14 protein-coding genes are annotated in these 17,229 nt (G+C 73.6%); 11 read left to right on the top strand and 3 right to left on the bottom strand.

Translation table 11 applies throughout. From position 1 onward, the window contains the following. The first annotated feature begins 364 nt into the window (after window positions 1–364). The 3 genes from ADL05_RS22065 to ADL05_RS22055 all read left to right on the top strand — a co-directional run bounded on the left by ADL05_RS22065 (window position 365) and on the right by ADL05_RS22055 (window position 7,429). Window positions 365–706 (top strand): MGMT family protein, encoded by a 342-nt coding sequence (locus ADL05_RS22065; RefSeq protein WP_053618909.1) that lies wholly within the window; start codon window positions 365–367, stop codon window positions 704–706. Window positions 707–768: 62 nt separating this feature from the next. Beyond that, window positions 769–3,921, top strand: coding sequence for an ATP-dependent DNA helicase (locus ADL05_RS22060; protein ID WP_231640861.1), 3,153 nt, complete (start codon window positions 769–771; stop codon window positions 3,919–3,921). Then, window positions 3,914–7,429, top strand: coding sequence for an ATP-dependent helicase (locus tag ADL05_RS22055; protein WP_053618907.1), 3,516 nt, complete (start codon window positions 3,914–3,916; stop codon window positions 7,427–7,429). Before ADL05_RS22060 ends, ADL05_RS22055 begins: the two co-directional genes overlap by 8 nt. A 25-nt stretch (window positions 7,430–7,454) precedes the next feature. Here ADL05_RS22055 and ADL05_RS22050 read toward each other — a convergent pair whose 3' ends face one another. Beyond that, complete coding sequence (locus ADL05_RS22050) at window positions 7,455–8,003, bottom strand: EF-hand domain-containing protein (protein WP_197285893.1); 549 nt, start codon at window positions 8,001–8,003, stop codon at window positions 7,455–7,457. Window positions 8,004–8,183: 180 nt separating this feature from the next. Between ADL05_RS22050 and ADL05_RS22045 the strand changes: the two genes are divergently transcribed. Further along, window positions 8,184–9,566, top strand: coding sequence for a dipeptidase (locus tag ADL05_RS22045; protein WP_053618905.1), 1,383 nt, complete (start codon window positions 8,184–8,186; stop codon window positions 9,564–9,566). A gap of 219 nt (window positions 9,567–9,785) precedes the next feature. After that, complete coding sequence (gene nudC / locus ADL05_RS22040) at window positions 9,786–10,736, top strand: NAD(+) diphosphatase (protein WP_053618904.1); 951 nt, start codon at window positions 9,786–9,788, stop codon at window positions 10,734–10,736. Window positions 10,737–10,820: 84 nt separating this feature from the next. Here the strand turns inward: nudC and ADL05_RS22035 are convergent, their stop codons facing one another. Both ADL05_RS22035 and ADL05_RS22030 read right to left on the bottom strand, forming a co-directional pair. After that, the gene (locus ADL05_RS22035) at window positions 10,821–11,273 is read right to left on the bottom strand and encodes an ANTAR domain-containing protein (protein ID WP_053618914.1); all 453 of its coding nucleotides are present in this window, start codon (window positions 11,271–11,273) and stop codon (window positions 10,821–10,823) included. A 139-nt stretch (window positions 11,274–11,412) separates the two neighbouring features. After that, complete coding sequence (locus ADL05_RS22030) at window positions 11,413–11,673, bottom strand: mycoredoxin (protein ID WP_053618913.1); 261 nt, start codon at window positions 11,671–11,673, stop codon at window positions 11,413–11,415. A gap of 328 nt (window positions 11,674–12,001) precedes the next feature. Here ADL05_RS22030 and ADL05_RS22025 point away from each other — a divergent pair, with 328 nt between their 5' ends. The 6 genes from ADL05_RS22025 to ADL05_RS22005 all read left to right on the top strand — a co-directional run bounded on the left by ADL05_RS22025 (window position 12,002) and on the right by ADL05_RS22005 (window position 17,142). Beyond that, window positions 12,002–14,134 carry an ATP-dependent DNA helicase UvrD2 gene (locus ADL05_RS22025; RefSeq protein ID WP_053618903.1) on the top strand — a complete coding sequence of 711 codons (2,133 nt, stop codon included), beginning with the start codon at window positions 12,002–12,004 and terminating at the stop codon, window positions 14,132–14,134. Beyond that, a complete protein-coding gene (gene tesB, locus ADL05_RS22020; RefSeq protein ID WP_053618902.1) occupies window positions 14,127–15,017 on the top strand; it encodes an acyl-CoA thioesterase II in 891 nt (296 codons plus the stop codon). Before ADL05_RS22025 ends, tesB begins: the two co-directional genes overlap by 8 nt. Before the next feature lie 187 nt (window positions 15,018–15,204). Further along, window positions 15,205–15,558 carry a hypothetical protein gene (locus ADL05_RS22015; protein WP_156365966.1) on the top strand — a complete coding sequence of 118 codons (354 nt, stop codon included), beginning with the start codon at window positions 15,205–15,207 and terminating at the stop codon, window positions 15,556–15,558. A 207-nt stretch (window positions 15,559–15,765) separates the two neighbouring features. Beyond that, window positions 15,766–16,044, top strand: a complete 279-nt coding sequence (locus ADL05_RS22010) for a WhiB family transcriptional regulator (RefSeq protein WP_053618900.1) — start codon at window positions 15,766–15,768, stop codon at window positions 16,042–16,044. Window positions 16,045–16,094: 50 nt separating this feature from the next. After that, on the top strand, window positions 16,095–16,262 hold the full coding sequence (locus tag ADL05_RS31230) for a hypothetical protein (protein WP_197285892.1): 168 nt from the start codon (window positions 16,095–16,097) through the stop codon (window positions 16,260–16,262). Window positions 16,263–16,545: 283 nt separating this feature from the next. Beyond that, window positions 16,546–17,142: a M48 family metallopeptidase gene (locus ADL05_RS22005; RefSeq protein WP_082376741.1), complete on the top strand. Its 597-nt coding sequence runs from the start codon at window positions 16,546–16,548 to the stop codon at window positions 17,140–17,142. The last annotated feature ends 87 nt before the right edge of the window (window positions 17,143–17,229 follow it).

Below are 17,229 nucleotides of genomic sequence, written 5' to 3'. Positions count from 1 at the left end.
CGGGAGTGCACCTCCAGCCGCTCCAGGACCCGTCGGCGCCCTCGCTGTGCTTGCTTTGGGCCTCCGCTCGTTCCTCGCTTTGGCCCGGGCGCCTTTGAGATGGGGCCTTCGGTCCTTCCGGTGCACGCCCTCGTTCCTCGGGAGCGCACCTCCAGCCACTCCAGGACCCGTCGGCGCCCTCTCTGTGCTTGCTTTGGGCCTCCGCTCGTTCCTCGCTTTGGCCCGGATCGGCCCCCTGGGGTCGCGGTGAGCGGTCGTGCTCACCTTGAACCTCTCGGGAGTCCGCTAAGGGGGCAGCCAACCATGGGCCCCTGTGATGCCGGTGAGCGGGACCACAGGGGCAGGGGTCGATAGGGTGCGGGCTGTGACGAACGCAGCCGAGCGCACGGACCCGGAGGCCGGGCCGGACGAGTACTCCGACGAGGTCCTCGCCGTGGTCGAGGACATCCCGTCCGGGCGCGTGATGAGCTATGGCGACATCGCCGAGTACGTGGGGCGCGGGGGACCGCGCCAGGTCGGCACCGTGATGTCCACCTGGGGCGGGGGAGTTCCCTGGTGGCGGGTGGTGCGCTCCGACGGTCGGCCGGCGGCCGGGCACGAGGTCCGGGCGCTGTCCCACTACGCCGCCGAGGGCACGCCGATGCGCCCCGGCAGTGACCGCGTGGACATGCGCCGGGCCCGGTGGGACGGGCACTCCCGGGGCTGAGGAGCACCCGGCGCGCTCCCGGTGCGTCCGGGATGGTCGCCGCCCTCTGGTGAACTGGGGGCGTGGAACATCCCAGGTACCGACTCGTCCGGCGCGCCCACCAGGTGCAGCCGCCACCGGTGCTGGACGTCAACCAGCAGCGCGTGGTCGACCACGAGGGCGGTCCGCTCCTGGTGCTGGCCGGTCCCGGGACCGGCAAGACCACCACGATCGTCGAGGCGGTCGTGGACCGCGTGGACCGGCGCGGCGTCGACCCCTCGCGGATCCTCGTGCTGACCTTCAGCCGCAAGGCCGCCCAGGAACTGCGCGAGCGCATCACCGCCCGCCTGCGCCGCACCACGCGCGAACCGCTCGCCCTGACCTTCCACAGCTACGCCTACGCCCTCATCCGCCGTGAGTTCCAGCGGATGGGCGACCTGCCGCCCCGGCTGCTGTCCGGCCCCGAGCAGCTGATGGAGGTGCGCGAACTCCTCACCGGGGAGTTCGGCGACGGCGCCGGGGAGTGGCCCGAGCGCCTGCGCCCGGCCCTGGAGACCCGCGGCTTCGCCGAGGAGCTGCGGGACTTCCTCATGCGCGCCCAGGAGCGCGGCCTCGGCCCCGCCGAGCTCGACCGGCTCGGCCGCGAGCGCGACCGCGACGACTGGACGGCGGCCGCCGGGTTCCTGGACCGCTACACCGGGCGGTTCGACATCGCGCCCGTGCCCACGCTCAACTACGCCGAGCTCGTCCGGGTCGCCGCGAACATGCTCGCCGACCCCCACGTGCGGGCCCGCGAGCGCGCCGCCCACGAGACCGTGTTCGTCGACGAGTACCAGGACACCGACCCCGCCCAGGAGGAACTCCTGCGCGCGCTGGCCGGGGACGGCCGTGACCTCATCGCCGTCGGCGACCCCGACCAGTCCATCTACGCCTTCCGCGGCGCCGAGGTCGGCAACATCCTCGACTTCCCGCACCGCTTCCCCACCCGGCGGCGCACCCCCGCGCCGGTGGTGGCCCTGCGCACCTGCCGCCGCAGCGGCGCCGGGCTGCTGGCCGCCTCCCGTGCCCTGACCCGGCGCCTGCCGGCCGTCCCCTCACCGGGAGGCCACGTCAACGAGCACCGCGACCTGGCACCGGCCGACGGCGTTCCCGAGGGCGAGGTGCGCGTCATGCTGGCGGAGAGCGCCACCCAGGAGGCGGCGGTCATCGCCGACACCCTGCGCCGCGCCCACCTGGTGGACGGCGTGCCGTGGTCGGACATGGCCGTCCTGGTGCGCTCCTCCGCCCGCCAGCTGCCGGTCCTGCGGCGCGCCCTCACCGCCGCCTCGGTCCCGGTGGTCGTGGGCTCCGATGACCTCCCGGTGGCCGCCGAGCCCATCGTGCGGCCCCTGCTCGCCCTCATCCGCTACGGGCTCGCCCCCGACCGGCTCGACGACGAGGCCGCCCGCGAGCTGCTCACCAGCCCCTTCGGTGAGGCCGACTCCGTGCGGCTGCGCCGCCTGCTGCGCGCCCTGCGCCGTCTGGACCTGGACCGGGCCAGCGAGGGCGACGGCGGCTACCGCCCCTCCGCCCAGCTGCTCGTGGACGCCCTCAACGACCCACGCGAGCTGGCCCTGGTCGATCCCGAGGTCGCCGCGCCCGCCACCCGGGTCGCCACCGCGCTGCGCACCGTGCGCACCCTCGCCGCCCGGGGGGCCGACGCCGAACAGGTCCTGTGGGAGCTGTGGCGCGACAGCGGGCTGTCCGACCGCCTGCTGCGCGCCAGCCTGGCCGGGGGCCGCCGCGGCGCCGCCGCCGACCGCGACCTCGACGCCGTGGTCGCGCTCTTCGAGAGCGCGGCGCGCTACTGCGACCGCCTGCCCCCCGGCGCCCCCGCCGGATTCCTGGAGGACCTGGCCGCCCAGGAGATCCCCGGCGACAGCCTCGCCGAGCGCGCGCCCGAGGGCGAGGCCGTGCGCATCCTCACCGCGCACCGCTCCAAGGGGCTGGAGTGGGGCCTGGTCGTCGTCGCCGGGGTCCAGGAGGGGGAGTGGCCCGACCTGCGGCTGCGGGGCTCCCTGCTCGGCGTCGAGGAACTCGTGGACGCCGACGTGCACGCCGCCGACTCCTCCGGCGCGGCCCTCGCCTCCAAGCTCCTGGACGAGGAGCGCCGACTGTTCTACGTGGCCCTCACCCGGGCCCGCCGCACCCTCGTGGTCACCGCCGTGGGCGGCGAGGACACCGACGAGCGCCCCTCCCGCTTCCTGGCGGAGATGGGCACGGGCGGCCCCGAACCGGTCAACACCGGCCGCCGCTGGCTCTCCCTGCCCGCGCTCGTGGCCGACCTGCGCTCGGTGGTCACCGACCCCTCCGCGCCCGAACCCCTGCGCGAGGCCGCCGCCGCCCACCTGGCGCGCCTGGCCGAGGAGGGCGTACGCGGCGCCGACCCCTCCGAGTGGTACGCGCTGACCCCCTTCAGCGACGAGGGGCCCCTGGCGGGCGAAGACGACACGATCCGGGTCTCCCCCTCCCAGGTGGACAGCTTCACCAACTGCCAGCTGCGCTGGCTGCTGGAGCGCGCCGCGGGCGCCTCCTCCGGCGACTCCGCCTCCGCCCTGGGCACGGTCGTGCACGCCGTGGCCGTGCTCGTCGCGCAGGGCAGCGGCGCCGACGAGATCGGGGCGCGCATGGACGAGATCTGGTCCGACCTGGACTTCGGCGGCCCCTGGCAGGCCGACAAGCAGCGCGAGCGGGCCGACGAGATGGTCCGCAAGCTCGTCGCGTGGGACGCCGCCAACGAACGCGAACTCGTCGTGACCGAAGAGGGCTTCAAGGTCGACGTCGGCGGGATCGAGATCACCGGCCGCGTCGACCGCCTCGAACGCGACGACCAGGGCCGCGCCGTGGTCGTCGACATCAAGACCGGCGCCGGCAAGGCCGACGACCTGGCCCGCCACCCCCAGCTCGGGGTCTACCAGATGGCCGTGCTCAAGGGCGCCTTCGCCAAGCTCGGCCTCACCGAGCCCGGCGGCGCCTCGCTCGTCCAGGTCGGCGGGGCGGCCTTCACCAACAGGGTGCGGGAACAGCCGCAGCCGCCCCTGGGTGAGGACCCCGACCCCGGGTGGGCCGAGGACCTGGTGCGCGAGGTCGCCACCGGTATGGGAGGCTCGCGCTTCACCGCCACCCGCAACAAGGGCTGCAGGTCGTGCGCCGTGCGCGCCTGCTGCCCGGTCCAGGACGAGGGCCGACATGTCTGAAACCGAGGAGGCCGCCGAACGGCCGCCCGTGCCACGCTTCTCCCCGCCCGAGCTGGCCCGCCTGCTCGGACAGCCCGAACCGACCGCGGAGCAGGCCGAGGTGATCTCCGCGCCCCTGGAACCCGGCGTGGTCATCGCCGGCGCCGGCTCCGGCAAGAGCGAGACGATGGCCTCGCGCGTGGTCTGGCTGGTCGCCAACGGGCTGGTGCGCCCCGAACACGTGCTCGGCCTGACCTTCACCCGCAAGGCGACCGCCGAGCTCGCCGAACGCGTCCGCAGGCGCCTGGAGCAGCTGCGCGCCACCGAGCAGTTCCCCGAGGAGCTGCTGGACGGCGAGCCCACGGTGTCCACGTACAACGCCTACGCCGGGCGCATCGTCGCCGACCACGCCCTGCGCGAGGCCGTCGAGCCCACCGCCCGCCTGCTCAGCGAGGGCCAGTCGTGGCAGCTCGCCGCCAGGGTGGTGGGCGAGTACGACGGGCCCATGGACCTCATCACCGTGGGGGCCGACACCGTCATCCAGCGGGTGCTCCACCTGTCGGGCGAGATCGCCGACCACCTCACCACCACCGACCAGGTGCGGGGCGTGGGCAGGTGGATCCAGGCGGGCGTGGACGCGCTGCCGAAGAGGCCCACGGCGGCCACCCGCGACCTCGTCGACGCCCAGCGGCGCCGCGAGCAGCTCCTGCCGCTGGTGGAGCGCTACAACCACGCCAAGCACGTGCGCGAGGCGATGGACTTCGGCGACCAGATGGCGCTGGCCGCGCGCATCGCCGAACACCACCCCGAGGTCGGGCTCATCGAGCGCGGCCGGTACCGCGTCGTGCTCCTGGACGAGTACCAGGACACCAGCCACGCCCAGCTGGTCCTGCTCCGGTCGCTGTTCGGCGACGGCCACGCGGTCACGGCGGTCGGCGACCCCTGCCAGTCGATCTACGGATGGCGCGGCGCCATCGCGGCGAACCTCACCCGCTTCCCCACCGACTTCCCGGTCGGCCCCGGCCGCCCCGCGCCGGTCCGCCGCCTGTCCACGAGCTTCCGCAACGGCGAGCGGATCCTCGGGGTCGCCGCCCGCATCGCCGAGCCGCTGCGGGCCGAGGCCCGCGACGTGCCCGTCCTGCACCCCGGTCCCGCCCGGCGCGGCCGGGGCACCACGGTCACCGCGCTCTTCCACACCGAGACCGAGGAGGCCGCCTGGATCGCCCAGCAGGTGTACAGCCTCGTGCGCGCCGAACCCGGCGAGCCCGGCAGCGCCCACACCGCGCCGGACTTCCTCGCCTGGCCCGAGGGCGAGTCCGGCGGCGCGGAGGACGGCGGCACCAGCCCCGGCGACATCGCGATCCTGTGCCGCAAACGGGCGCAGTTCCCGCCGCTGCGCGAGGCCCTGGAGGCCCTCGACATCCCGGTGGAGGTCGTGGGGCTGGGCGGCCTCATGCTCGTCCCCGAGGTCCGCGACATCATCGCCACCCTGCGCGTGGTCCACGACGCCTCCGCGGGCAACGAGCTGGCCCGCCTGCTGACCGGGCCCCGGTGGCGGCTGGGGCCGCGCGACCTGGCCGCCCTGGGCTCCCGAGCCGCGGAACTGGCCCGGCACACCCGCCGCGACCTCACCGGGACGAGCGCGCCGGAGGCGTCCGCCGAGGGGGGCGGCCCGTTCTCGCGCGAAGCGACTCGCACGGGCGACGGCGGGCGACCGGGGGGAGCCGGGGAGGACGGCGCCGGCGACGACGCCGGTGCGGACCTGCTGCGCCGGACCGTCCTGGACCTGACCGCCGAGAGCGGCAGCCTCGTCGACGCCGTGGACGACCCCGGACCCGCCGAGAACTACTCCCCGACCGCCTACGAGCGCCTGGGACTGCTGTCCGAGGAGCTGCGCGCCCTGCGCAAGCTCGTCGGCCAGCCGCTGCCCGACCTGGTCACCGAGATCGAGCGGATGCTGGGCCTGGACATCGAGGTGGGGGCGCGCTCGGGGCGCGACCCGCTCTCGGCGCGGGCCGACCTGGACGCGTTCGTCGACCACGCCGTCCGGTTCGTCGGCAACAGCGAGGACCCCACGCTCGGCAGCTTCCTCAGCTACCTCAACGCGGCCGAGGAGAACGAGAGCGGACTGGCACCGGGCGAGCGCGTGGGCGGCTCCGACAGCGTCAAGCTCATGACGATGCACGGGGCCAAGGGGCTCCAGTGGCCGGTCGTCGTGGTGCCGGGGGTGAGCGCGGGCCGGTCGGCGCCGCTGTTCCCCGCCAAGGCCCGCGACTCGTTCGCCTGGGTCAAGGCCGACCGCCTGCTGCCCTATCCGCTGCGGGGCGACCGCGCGAGCCTGCCGGTCCTGCGGGGGGTCGGCAAGGACGACATCGCGGCGTTCAAGGCGGAGGAGGAGGCGCGCCACCTCATGGAGGAGCGGCGGCTGGCCTACGTCGCCGTCACCCGCGCCTCGTTCGCCCTGGTGTGCACCGGGCACTGGTGGGGCCGCACCGGCACCGCCCCGCGCGGCCCCTCCGAGTTCCTGGAGGAGGTCAGGCAGGCGTGTGAGAGCGGTTCCGGCACCGTGGCGCGCTGGGACCCGCCGCCGGACCCCGAGGCGACCAACCCGCACGAGGAGGAGGACGACACCGCGGTGTGGCCGCCGGTGGAGCACACCGCGGCGGACGCGCCCGCCGCCGACCCCGACGGGACGGGCGGCCCGGCACCCGATCCGCGCGCGGCCCGCCGCGCGCAGATCGCCGCGGGCGCCGCCCTGGTGGAGCGCGCCCGGGCCGCCATGCTGGCCGGGGAGTCGCGGGAGAGGGCGCCGGCCCCGCCCGGGCTGCGCCGCCGCCTCCAGGGCTGGGAACGCGACACCGAGCTGTTGCTGGCGCACCGCCACCAGGAGGCGTCGGGGCCCGGGGAGGGGCCGGTCCAGGTCGAGCTGCCCGCGCACCTGTCGGTGTCGTCGATGGTGTGGCTGGCGCGCGACCCGGAGGCCCTCGCCCGACAGATCCGGCGCCCGCTGCCGCGCCCCCCGGCCCCGCACACCCGCCGGGGCACCGCCTTCCACACGTGGCTGGAGCGGCGCTTCGGCCACGAGGCCACGCTCCTCGACGAGCTCCCCGGAGCCGCCGACGAGACCGCCGGAGAGGACGAGGACCTCGCCGAGCTGCAACGGCGCTTCGAGGAGAGCGAGTGGGGCGCGCGGACCCCCGTCGAGGTGGAGGTGCCCTTCGAGACGGTCATCGGCGACCGCCTCATCCGCGGCCGGATGGACGCGGTCTTCCACGACGCCGGGACCGGCACCTACGACGTCGTCGACTGGAAGACCGGGCGCCCGCCCGGCAACGACGCCGAGCGCAGGGCGGTGGGCGTCCAGCTGGCCGCCTACCGGCTGGCCTGGTCGGACCTGGCCGAGGTCGGCCTGGAGGACGTGCGCGCGGCCTTCCACTACGTCGGCGCCGGGGAGACCGTGCGCCCGGCGGACCTGCTCGACGCCGACGGCCTGGCCGCGCTCATCGCCTCCGTGCCCGAGCCCGGCTGAGCCCGCGGGGGCCGGTTCGGGGGGCTCAGATCAGGCCGAAGACGAACCCGCCGGCCGAGTCGGTGTCGTCGCCGAAGAGGAACTCCCGGGCCGAGAGGACGAACTCCTCGCGGCTGATGAACCCGTCGCCGTCGGTGTCCAGGACCTTGAACCGGTCCCACGCGGTGTCGACGGCCACGCCCAGCACCTCCGCGTACTCGACGTACTCGGCCTCGCTGATCGTGCCGTCGTCGTCGGCGTCCAGGAGGTCGAAGGCGGCCTCGGCCACGCCCTCGGTCATGTTGAACCGGCTCCGGTCCTCCGAGGCGGCGTGCAGCGCGCTGACGAACGTCTCCCGGTCCAGGCCCGCCTCGAACGCCGACGAGTGCCGCAGCAGCTCCAGCCACAGCATGTGGTACGAGGTCTGGATCGCCTGCATGCGGCGGTCGTTCTCGTCCAGCGAGTACCCGGAGACGTAGCGGTCGACCAGGCGCTTGTAGTCGTCCCAGGTGATCGTCTTGTCGTTGTCGGAGTCGAGCGTGTCGAAGAGCCGGCCGAACCGCTCGGCGATGGCGGCTGAGGGAGCAGAGCCCACGGGGGTTCCTCTCGATCGTCGGGCGGGTCGTTCCCGCCCCGTGCACATTCGAGTCTCCCGCAGCCGGAATGGTTCCCCGTCGGTCCACACCGACGTGGACGCGGACCGGGGCGGGGTTCGTGGTGGTTCGTCCAGGTTCTAGTCTCGAATCCGACACGGATGTCTAGACGAGGACGGCAGATGGACGCGCGCGCCTACATCGAGGACCACCGGGACGAGTTCCTCTCCTCCCTCAAGGCCTGGCTGGAGATCCCCTCGATCTCCGCCGACCCCCGGCACCACGACGACGTGCGCCGGTCGGCCCGGTGGCTGGCCGACCACCTCGTCGCCACCGGCTTCCCCACGGTCGAGGTCTGGGAGACCCCGGGCCTGCCCGCCGTGTTCGCCGAGTGGCCCGCCGCCGACCCCGGCGCGCCCACCGTGCTCGTCTACGGGCACCACGACGTCCAGCCGGTCGACCCCGTCGAGGCCTGGCACACCGAGCCCTTCGTCCCCACCGAGATCGGGACCTCCCTGTACGCGCGCGGGGCCTCCGACGACAAGGGGCAGGTCCTCTTCCACGCGCTGGGCGTGCGCGCCGCCCTGGCCGCCTCCGGCGCCGACGCCCCGCCCGTCACCGTCAAGCTCCTGGTCGAGGGCGAGGAGGAGTCCGGCTCGGTGCACTTCGCCGAGCTGCTGCGCGACCGGCGGGACCGGCTGGACTGCGACGTCGCCGTCATCTCCGACACCACCATGTGGGCCGCCGACACCCCCTCCATGTGCGTGGGCATGCGCGGCGTCACCGACGTCGAGATCAGCCTCTTCGGCCCCACGATGGACCTGCACAGCGGCTCCTTCGGCGGTGCCGTCCCCAACCCGCTCAAGGCCATGAGCGACCTGCTGTCCGGGCTGCACGACGCGGACAACCGCGTCGCGGTCCCCGGCTTCTACGACGGGGTCGTCGAGGCGGGCGCGGAGGAGCGCGCGCTCATCGCCGAGCTGCCCTTCGACGAGCGGGAGTGGCTCCGCACGGCCGCCTCCACCGCCCCCTGGGGCGAGGCCGGATACAGCACCCTGGAGCGCGTCTGGCTGCGCCCGACCGCCGAGATCAACGGCATGTGGGGCGGCCACACCGGCGCCGGAGGCAAGACCATCGTGCCCCGCTCCGCCCACGCCAAGGTCAGCTTCCGGCTGGTCCCCGGCCAGGAGCCCCTGCACGTCCAGGACCGCGTGCGCGCCTACGTCGAGGCCAACACCCCCGCGGGCCTGCGGGCCGAGCTGGAGTTCGGCGGCCCCGGTGTGCGCGCCTGCGCCTCCGACCTGTCCTCGGGCGCGGTCAAGGCGGCGCGTTCGGCCATGGAGCGCGCCTTCGGCACCCGCGTGCTCTACACCCGCGAGGGCGGCAGCGGCCCCGAGGCCGACATCGCCGAGGCCCTCGACGCCCCGCTGGTGTTCGTCGCCGTCGGCCTCGACGAGGACCGCATCCACGCCCCGAACGAGAAGGTCGAGGTCCCCCTGCTGCTCAAGGGCGCCGAGAGCGCCGCCTACCTGTGGCAGGAGCTCGCCGCCCAGCCCCGCCCCTGACCCAGGGCACGACGTGGTCCGTCCAGCCACACGGGCCGTCGAGGCTTCACCGCCGAGGAGCGCCCCGCGTGCGCGGCCGAGCTCGCGAGGGCGCCGGGAAGGAAGGCCGGACACGGGCCGAAGCGGGGAACGGGCAAAGGTCCCGAGCGACACCGCGACGTCGTAGAAAGGTAGGAGTAAGGCCTGGCCGTTCCGGCCGCCCGAGTTCTGGAAGGTTCCATGGACGCCGACGCGATCCCCGCACTGTCCCGCTCCACCATCGACCCCGCAGGCCACCGCCGACTCGACGAGAACTGGCTGGACAAGGCCTGGGCCGATCCGGCCTCGCGCGTCCTGGTCCTGGAGAGCGGCGATCCCGGCCACCACGGGTGGCAGGCGCTCATGGCCAAGCAGTCCCGGGCCCTGGTCTCGACCGGTGAGCGGCCCGAACTGGTCCTCTCCACGCCCCGCGAGGCGCCGGAGGGCGAGCGCTACCTGCTCGGCGTGGAGGACGGGCGGGCCTACTTCGCGGTGCGCGCCCCCACCGAACTCGTCTCGGGCCCGGACGCGAAACCCGCCTCCCTGCGCGAGGTCGGCGCGGTCCTGGACGACCGCGACACCGGACTGCTCACCCGGGCGATCGCCCTGGCCAACTGGAACGCCACGCACGGGTTCTGTCCGCGCTGCGGCGCCCGCACCGCCATGGCGGCGGCCGGACACGTGCGCGTGTGCGAGGAGGAGGGCACCGAGCAGTACCCCCGGATGGACCCGGCCGTGATCATGCTGGTGCACCGCGACCGCGACGGCCGCGAGGAGATGCTGCTGGGCAACAACCCCAAGTGGGACGCGCGCCGCTTCTCCGTCCTAGCGGGCTTCGTCGACGCGGGCGAGTCGCTGGAGCAGGCCGTGGTCCGCGAGGTCGCCGAGGAGGCGGGCGTGGTGGTGGAGGAGCCGAGGTACCTGTCCTCCCAGCCCTGGCCGTTCCCGCGCAGCCTGATGATGGGCTACACCGCGCGCGCCGTGGGCGAGACCGAGCGCACCGACGACGAGATCGGCGTCACGCGCTGGTTCACCCGCCCCGAGCTGTGGGACGCGCTCCGGGCCGAGGAGGTCCTGCTCCCGGGGCGCGTCTCCATCGCCCGGACCCTCATCGAGCACTGGTACGGCGGGGAGCTCCCCGGCGGGTGGTGACCGGGGGAGTCCCGCGGGCGGCCGGGGGCAGGGGGCACGGTGGTCGAGGGGCGCGGACTAGGGCGTGTGTCCGCCATACACGTCCTAGTTCGGCGTGGTGCCGTTGAGTTCGTCGGGCAGCGCCGTCAGGGGGCTCGTGCTGCTCTCCACCACGTCGCGGGCCAGGTCGGCGACCTTGCGCCCGCGGGACCGGGCGGACGAGCGCAGCCGCTCGAAGGCCTCCCTCGGGGCCATCGTGTGCCGCTCGGCCAGCACCCCGATCGCCTGTTCCACCACCACGCGCGAGTGCAGCGCGTGCTCCAGCTGCGCGATGGTGTGCCGCAGCCGTTCCACCTCGGACGCGTCCTCGGGCGCGCGTCCGGGGGCCTGTGCGCGCGGCTGCGGTACGCCCGCCTCGCTGGTGAGCAGGTCCGCGAGGACCATCGCGCTCACCAGGTCGGGGACCTCCTGTCCGCCGCCGACACGCCAGCCGGTCGGCGTGCGCCGGACCACGCCGACGTCCGCCCCGCCGGCGACCGCCATGTCATGAGACCTCATGTCGTCCCCCAACTCAACACTCCCCGTCGTGATCGTCCTGTGCGCCGACCGGGCGGGCGTGGGGGTCCGCTCGGCCGCGGTCCCTCCGCGGCCGGGGCCTCCCTCGCACCTGGGGTGCCCGGGAGGCCCGAGTTCCGTCCTACGCCAACTCGGCCAGCTTCTTCTTCACCTGAGCGAGCGACGGGTTGGTCATCGCCGCTCCGTCAGAGAAGACCACCGTGGGAACCGTTTGGTTCCCTCCGTTGACCTTCATCACGAACTCGGCGGACTCCGGGTGCTCCTCGATGTTCACCTCACGTCCGGTGATCCCCTCGCGGGCCAGCTGGCTCTTGAGCCGCTTGCAGTAGCCGCACCAGGGAGTGGTGTACATCGTGAACTGTTCGGTGGCCGTCGTCGTCATCTCGCTCACGTCATCCTGTCTACGGTCATGGGAATCACTTGGTCCCACATGTCAACACCACGTGGCCCGAAGCGCTTCCCATGACCGCGAGACACTCCGTGTGACGCGTCACAAGCCCGACTGGTTCTGTTTTACCGATGGTGCAAGGTTCATCCACGGGTTCGGGCGGTGGTCGGGTTCGTTCCCCGTGACACCCGATACTTGAGAGACTGTCCCTACCCGTCGCCCGCCACCGCCCGGACGGCAGGCGGGGCCACGGCCCCCGACGCAGGCCCGCGGCCGGTGCGGGCCGCCGCCCATCAGCACGCCCCGACCACACAGGAGCACCATGGACCCCGACCGCGTCCTGGAGGGACTGGACCCGGAGCAGACCCAGGCGGCGCGCGCACTGCGCGGCCCCGTGTGCATCCTCGCCGGAGCGGGCACGGGCAAGACGCGCGCTATCACCCACCGCATCGCCCACGCGGTCGCGAGCGGGGTCGTCTCCGAGCAGCAGATCCTGGCGGTGACCTTCACCGCACGGGCCGCGGGGGAGATGCGCGGCCGGCTGCGCGGACTGGGCGCCCCGCGGGTCCAGGCCCGCACGTTCCACTCCGCCGCGCTGCGCCAGCTCTCCTTCTTCTGGCCGCAGGTGGTCGGCGGCCCGCAGCCCACCCTCATCGAGAGCAAGATCCAGGCGGTCGCGCGCGCGGCCAACTCGGTCGGAGTGCAGCCCGACCGCACGGGGCTGCGCGACCTCGCGAGCGAGATCGAGTGGGCCAAGGTCACCCAGGTGCGGCCCACCGACTACGAGCGCACGACCGCCAAGCAGGGACGCCAGACGCCGCTGCCCGCGGCCGAGGTCGCCCGGGTCTTCGAGGCCTACGAGGAACTGCGCCGCGAGCACAACCTGCTCGACTTCGAGTCCATGCTGGAACTCACCGCGGGCATGATCACCGAGTACCCCGCGATCGCCCAGCGCGTGCGCGACCAGTACCGCTACTTCGTCGTCGACGAGTTCCAGGACGTCAACCCGCTCCAGAAGCTGCTCCTGGACGCCTGGCTGGGCGACCGCGACGACCTGTGCGTGGTGGGCGACCCCAGCCAGACCATCTACTCCTTCGCGGGCGCCACCCCCGGATACCTCACCGGGTTCGGGGCCCGCTACCCCCACGCCACCGTGGTGGAGCTCGTGCGCGACTACCGCTCCACCCCCCAGGTCGTGCGGGTGGCCAACCACGTCATCGCCCAGGCCCGCGGCACCACCTCCGCCAAGCACCTGACCCTGCGGGCCCAGCGCCCCGACGGGCCCGACCCCATGTACAAGGAGTACGACGACGAGCCCGCCGAGGCCACCGGGGTCGCCCGGCAGATCGCCGTGATGCTGGAGGGCGGCACGCCCGCGGGCGAGATCGCGGTGCTGGTGCGCACCAACTCCCAGTCGGCCGCCTACGAGCAGGCGCTCTCCGACGAGGGCGTGCCGTTCACCGTGCGCGGCACCGCGCGCTTCTTCGAGCGCCCCGAGATCAAGAAGGCCGTCCACACCCTGCGCGGCGCCCGGCACGAGGTGGCGGGGGAGGAGGCCGAGCCCCTGGTCTCCACCGTCCGCCAGCTCCTGGGGCCGCTCGGGCTGACCGAGGCCGCCCCCGAGGGCCGCCAGGCCCGCGAGCGGTGGGAGTCGCTCTCGGCGCTGGCCCAGCTCGCCGAGGACATGGCCGCCACCGCGGGGGCCCGCGGCCGTCCGGCCACCATGGCCGACTTCGTCGACGAGCTCGACACCCGCATGGCCACCGAGCACGCGCCCGGCTTCGAGGGCGTGACCATCGCCTCGCTGCACTCGGCCAAGGGCCTGGAGTGGGACGCCGTCTTCCTGGTCGGCCTCACCGAGGGCATGATGCCGATCATCTACGCCGAGACCGACGAGCAGGTGGAGGAGGAGCGCCGGCTGTTCTACGTCGGGGTGACCCGCGCGCGAGAGAGCCTGTCCATGTCCTGGTCGCTGGCGCGGTCGCCGGGCGGGCGCCGCACCCGCAAGCCCTCCCGCTTCCTGGACGGCCTGCGCCCGGCCTCGCCCGCCACCTCCTCCCGCCGCGCCGAGCGGCGCAAGGGCGGCGTCAGCCGCTGCCGGGTCTGCGGCACCTCCCTGTCCGACGCGGCCGAGCGCAAGCTGGGCCGCTGCCTGGACTGCCCCTCCAGCTACGATGAGGCGCTGTTGGAGCGGCTGCGCGACTGGCGGCGCACCAGCGCCCAGGAACAGAAGGTGCCCGCGTACGTGATCTTCACGGACGCCACCCTCCAGGCCATCGCCGAGCAGGAGCCGAGCAGCGTCGCCCAGCTGTCGGCGGTGTCCGGGGTCGGGGCCGTGAAGCTGGACCGCTACGGTGAGGCGGTGCTCGCGCTGGTGGCGGGCGCGGAGGCGGCCGACGTCGTCGCGGACGGCGCGGCGCCCGGAGCGGACGTGGAGGTGTCGACGGATGAGTGAGATCGCCGAGGGGCAGGGCCGGGGGCAGTCCCTGGACGACCTGCTCGAAGTGCTGGACCTGGAGCGCATCGAGGTCAACATCTTCCGGGGTTCGAGCCCGGAGGAGGGGCCCCAGCGGGTGTTCGGCGGACTGGTCGCGGGCCAGGCCCTGGTCGCCGCGGGGCGCACCGCGCCGCAGGACCGCTACGTCCACTCCCTGCACGCCTACTTCATCCGGCCGGGCGACCCGTCGGTGCCGATCGTCTACGAGGTCGACCGGGTCCGCGACGGCCGGTCGTTCACCACCAGACGGGTGGTGGCGGTCCAGCACGGCAAGCCGATATTCACGTTGTCGGCGTCCTTCCACAAGGAGGAGCCGGGCCTGGACCACCAGATCCCCATGCCGGACGTGCCGCCGCCCGAGGACCTGCCGAGCACGCGCGAGCGGCTCCAGGAGGCGTTCGGGAAGCTGCCCGGGTTCGTCACCTGGCATCCGATCGAGCTGCGCCCCACGGGTCCGCTCTCCTTCGAGGCCGAACGGGACCCGCGGCTGCGCACCGCCACCAACCCGGTGTGGCTGAAGGTCGACGGCAAGCTGCCCGACGACCGCCTCACCCAGGTGTGCCTGATGACCTACGCCTCGGACATGACGCTGCTCGACACCGTCCTGCTCCGGCACGGCCGCTCGTTCGCCGGCATCTCCATGGCCAGCCTCGACCACGCGATGTGGTTCCACCGCCCGTTCCGCGCCGACGAGTGGCTGCTCTACGCCCAGGAGACGCCCACCGCCCAGGGCGCGCGCGGCCTGGCGCGCGGCCTGGTCTACACCCGCGACGGCGAGCTCGTGTGCTCGGTCGTGCAGGAGGGGATGATCCGCGTGATCGACGCCGAGGGCTGGAGCTGAGCGGGCGCGCGAAGGCGCGGCAACACTCGCCGACGCCGGAAGATTCCCGCGAACTCGTGGCCGGATGCGGACGTTCTCGCAGGTCAAAAATAGGTTGCTGATTTTCGCGGCGAACCCATAGTGTGTACATCGTCGCCATGAACGCCACTGGCACAGGTGCAAGACCCTGTCGCCCGACCCGAAGGAGGTGCCTGATCTGATGACGAACTTCTCGTTGACCAACGGCTTCACCATGCCGTCGCGTCCGTGGTCCCTGACCGCTGAGACGGGCACCGCCATGCGCGGTCGCGCGGACGCCACCGCTGGGGTCGGCACCATCGCCAGCGCCGCCGGAGTCATCGGCGGGCACGGACACCTGGGCTCTCCACGAGAGTGCCAGAACCTCCTGTCCGCGCTCATCGGCACCGGCAAGGGCAGTGGTGTGCGCGCTGGCAGCGGCTTCGCCCCCACCGGCGAATCCCTGGCGGATCACGCTGAAGCTGAAGCTACCCCGCGCCGTTACGGCGCACCGGGGGAGTGTCCACGGAGGATTCCGGCCTAGAGCAGGACAGGCCGAGAGTTTCGACCGTGGCCGCGGACCCCGATTCAGGGGCCGCGGCCTTCTTTGTATCTCCGTCCGTTCTCCGTCCCCCAGGGACGCGGGAGAGGACGGCGGCATCGCAGGTCCAGGTCCCTCACCGGACCGGTTCCGGTGACTGACATCACCGACCGCGTTGTACGAAACGATCAAAGATCTTGGAGGGCACCGATGCTTGCGTCGGTCCTGGAGACGCCCTGGCTGGGCGACACCAACGTTCCCTGCCGTACCGAGCCCGACCTGTTCTTCGCCGAGGCCCCCGCCGACGTCGAGGCGGCCAAGGCCGTCTGCGGAGCCTGCCCCGTGCGTGAGCAGTGCCTGGCGGACGCGCTGGACCGCAAGGAGCCGTGGGGCGTCTGGGGCGGGCAGCTGCTCGTCGCCGGCCAGGTCGTGGCGCGCAAGCGCCCGCGCGGTCGTCCCCGGAAGAACCCCGCGCCGGTCGCGGCCTGACCTGACCCCCAGCCCACCCTCCCGACACCACCACCGAAGGAACCACGATGATGCTGCAGGAACTGATCCGCATGTCCGACACCGACCGGTCCGTCGAACCGAGCGAGCGCGAGCGCGAGGAGCGCAGGCTCGGAGCGCGGCGGCTGCGCGCGAGCCAGCGCGCGGAGCGTCGCCTGGAAGAGGGGCTCATGGAAATAGCGTGGTCGCGCCTCTGTTGAGGTGTGATCGTGCCCGCCGGAGCTGAGGCGTCGGACGACCGGGCGGGGCCCTTCGGGGGTCACCGTCCGGTCTCACTTTCATAACCAAACGGTGTAATAGGATCTGCCGAACACCGTCGTGTGGCCTGTCTCACGGACCCGAGACGGCGCTGGTCAGGGACGAATGGTCGACAGGGCAGGGATTCTCGGCCGCGCGGCGCCGGACGGGCAACCGGTGGAAGCCGTGACATACCCGGCGCCGGACATCTGTGCGAAAGCTCTCCGCTCGGCTACCGTAAAGTTCGTGCCCTCGAACACCAAAATCGAGGTACGACGCAGTCCTCGCCGCCGACGCACGGTGTCGGCTTACAGGGACGGGGACACCACGGTCGTCCTCGTGCCCGCCACGTTCTCCCGCGCTGAGGAAAAGCGATGGGTGGGACGGATGCTGCAACGGCTCGAAGCCCGGGAGGGCGGCCGCCACTCCGGAGACACCGAGCTCCAGGAGCGCGCCGTCGAGCTCGCCCGGCGCTACCTCGGCGGCACGGAGCTGCCGGACAGCGTCCGCTGGGTGGACAACCAGAACACGCGCTGGGGCTCGTGCACACCCGACACCCGTACCATCCGCATCTCCCGCCGGCTCATGGGGATGCCCGCGTGGGTGGTCGACTACGTCCTCATCCACGAACTCGCCCACCTGTTCCACGCCGACCACGGGCGCGCGTTCTGGGCCCTGGTGCACCGGTACCCCAAGGCGGACCGCGCCCGCGGCTACCTGGAGGGCTACAGCGCCGCCACCCGCACGGAGCCGTGCGGCCACGGCGGCGAGGGCGCCGACGAGCGGCTCGACGACGGTGAGATCGCGCTCGAAGGCGGCGACACCGACGTCCGGGGGAGCTGACCGCCGCCACGCGCGGGGACGGCTCGGCCGTGTTCGGCCGATCCACGATCGGCACCGCGGACTGCCCGGACACCGCCGCTGACCGTC

It is taken from the genome of Nocardiopsis sp. NRRL B-16309 (assembly GCF_001279585.1).
Taxonomy (GTDB): Bacteria; Actinomycetota; Actinomycetes; order Streptosporangiales; family Streptosporangiaceae; genus Nocardiopsis.
The sequence above is the reverse complement of the archived record's forward strand: the minus strand, read 5'-3'. Positions and strand labels throughout refer to the sequence as shown.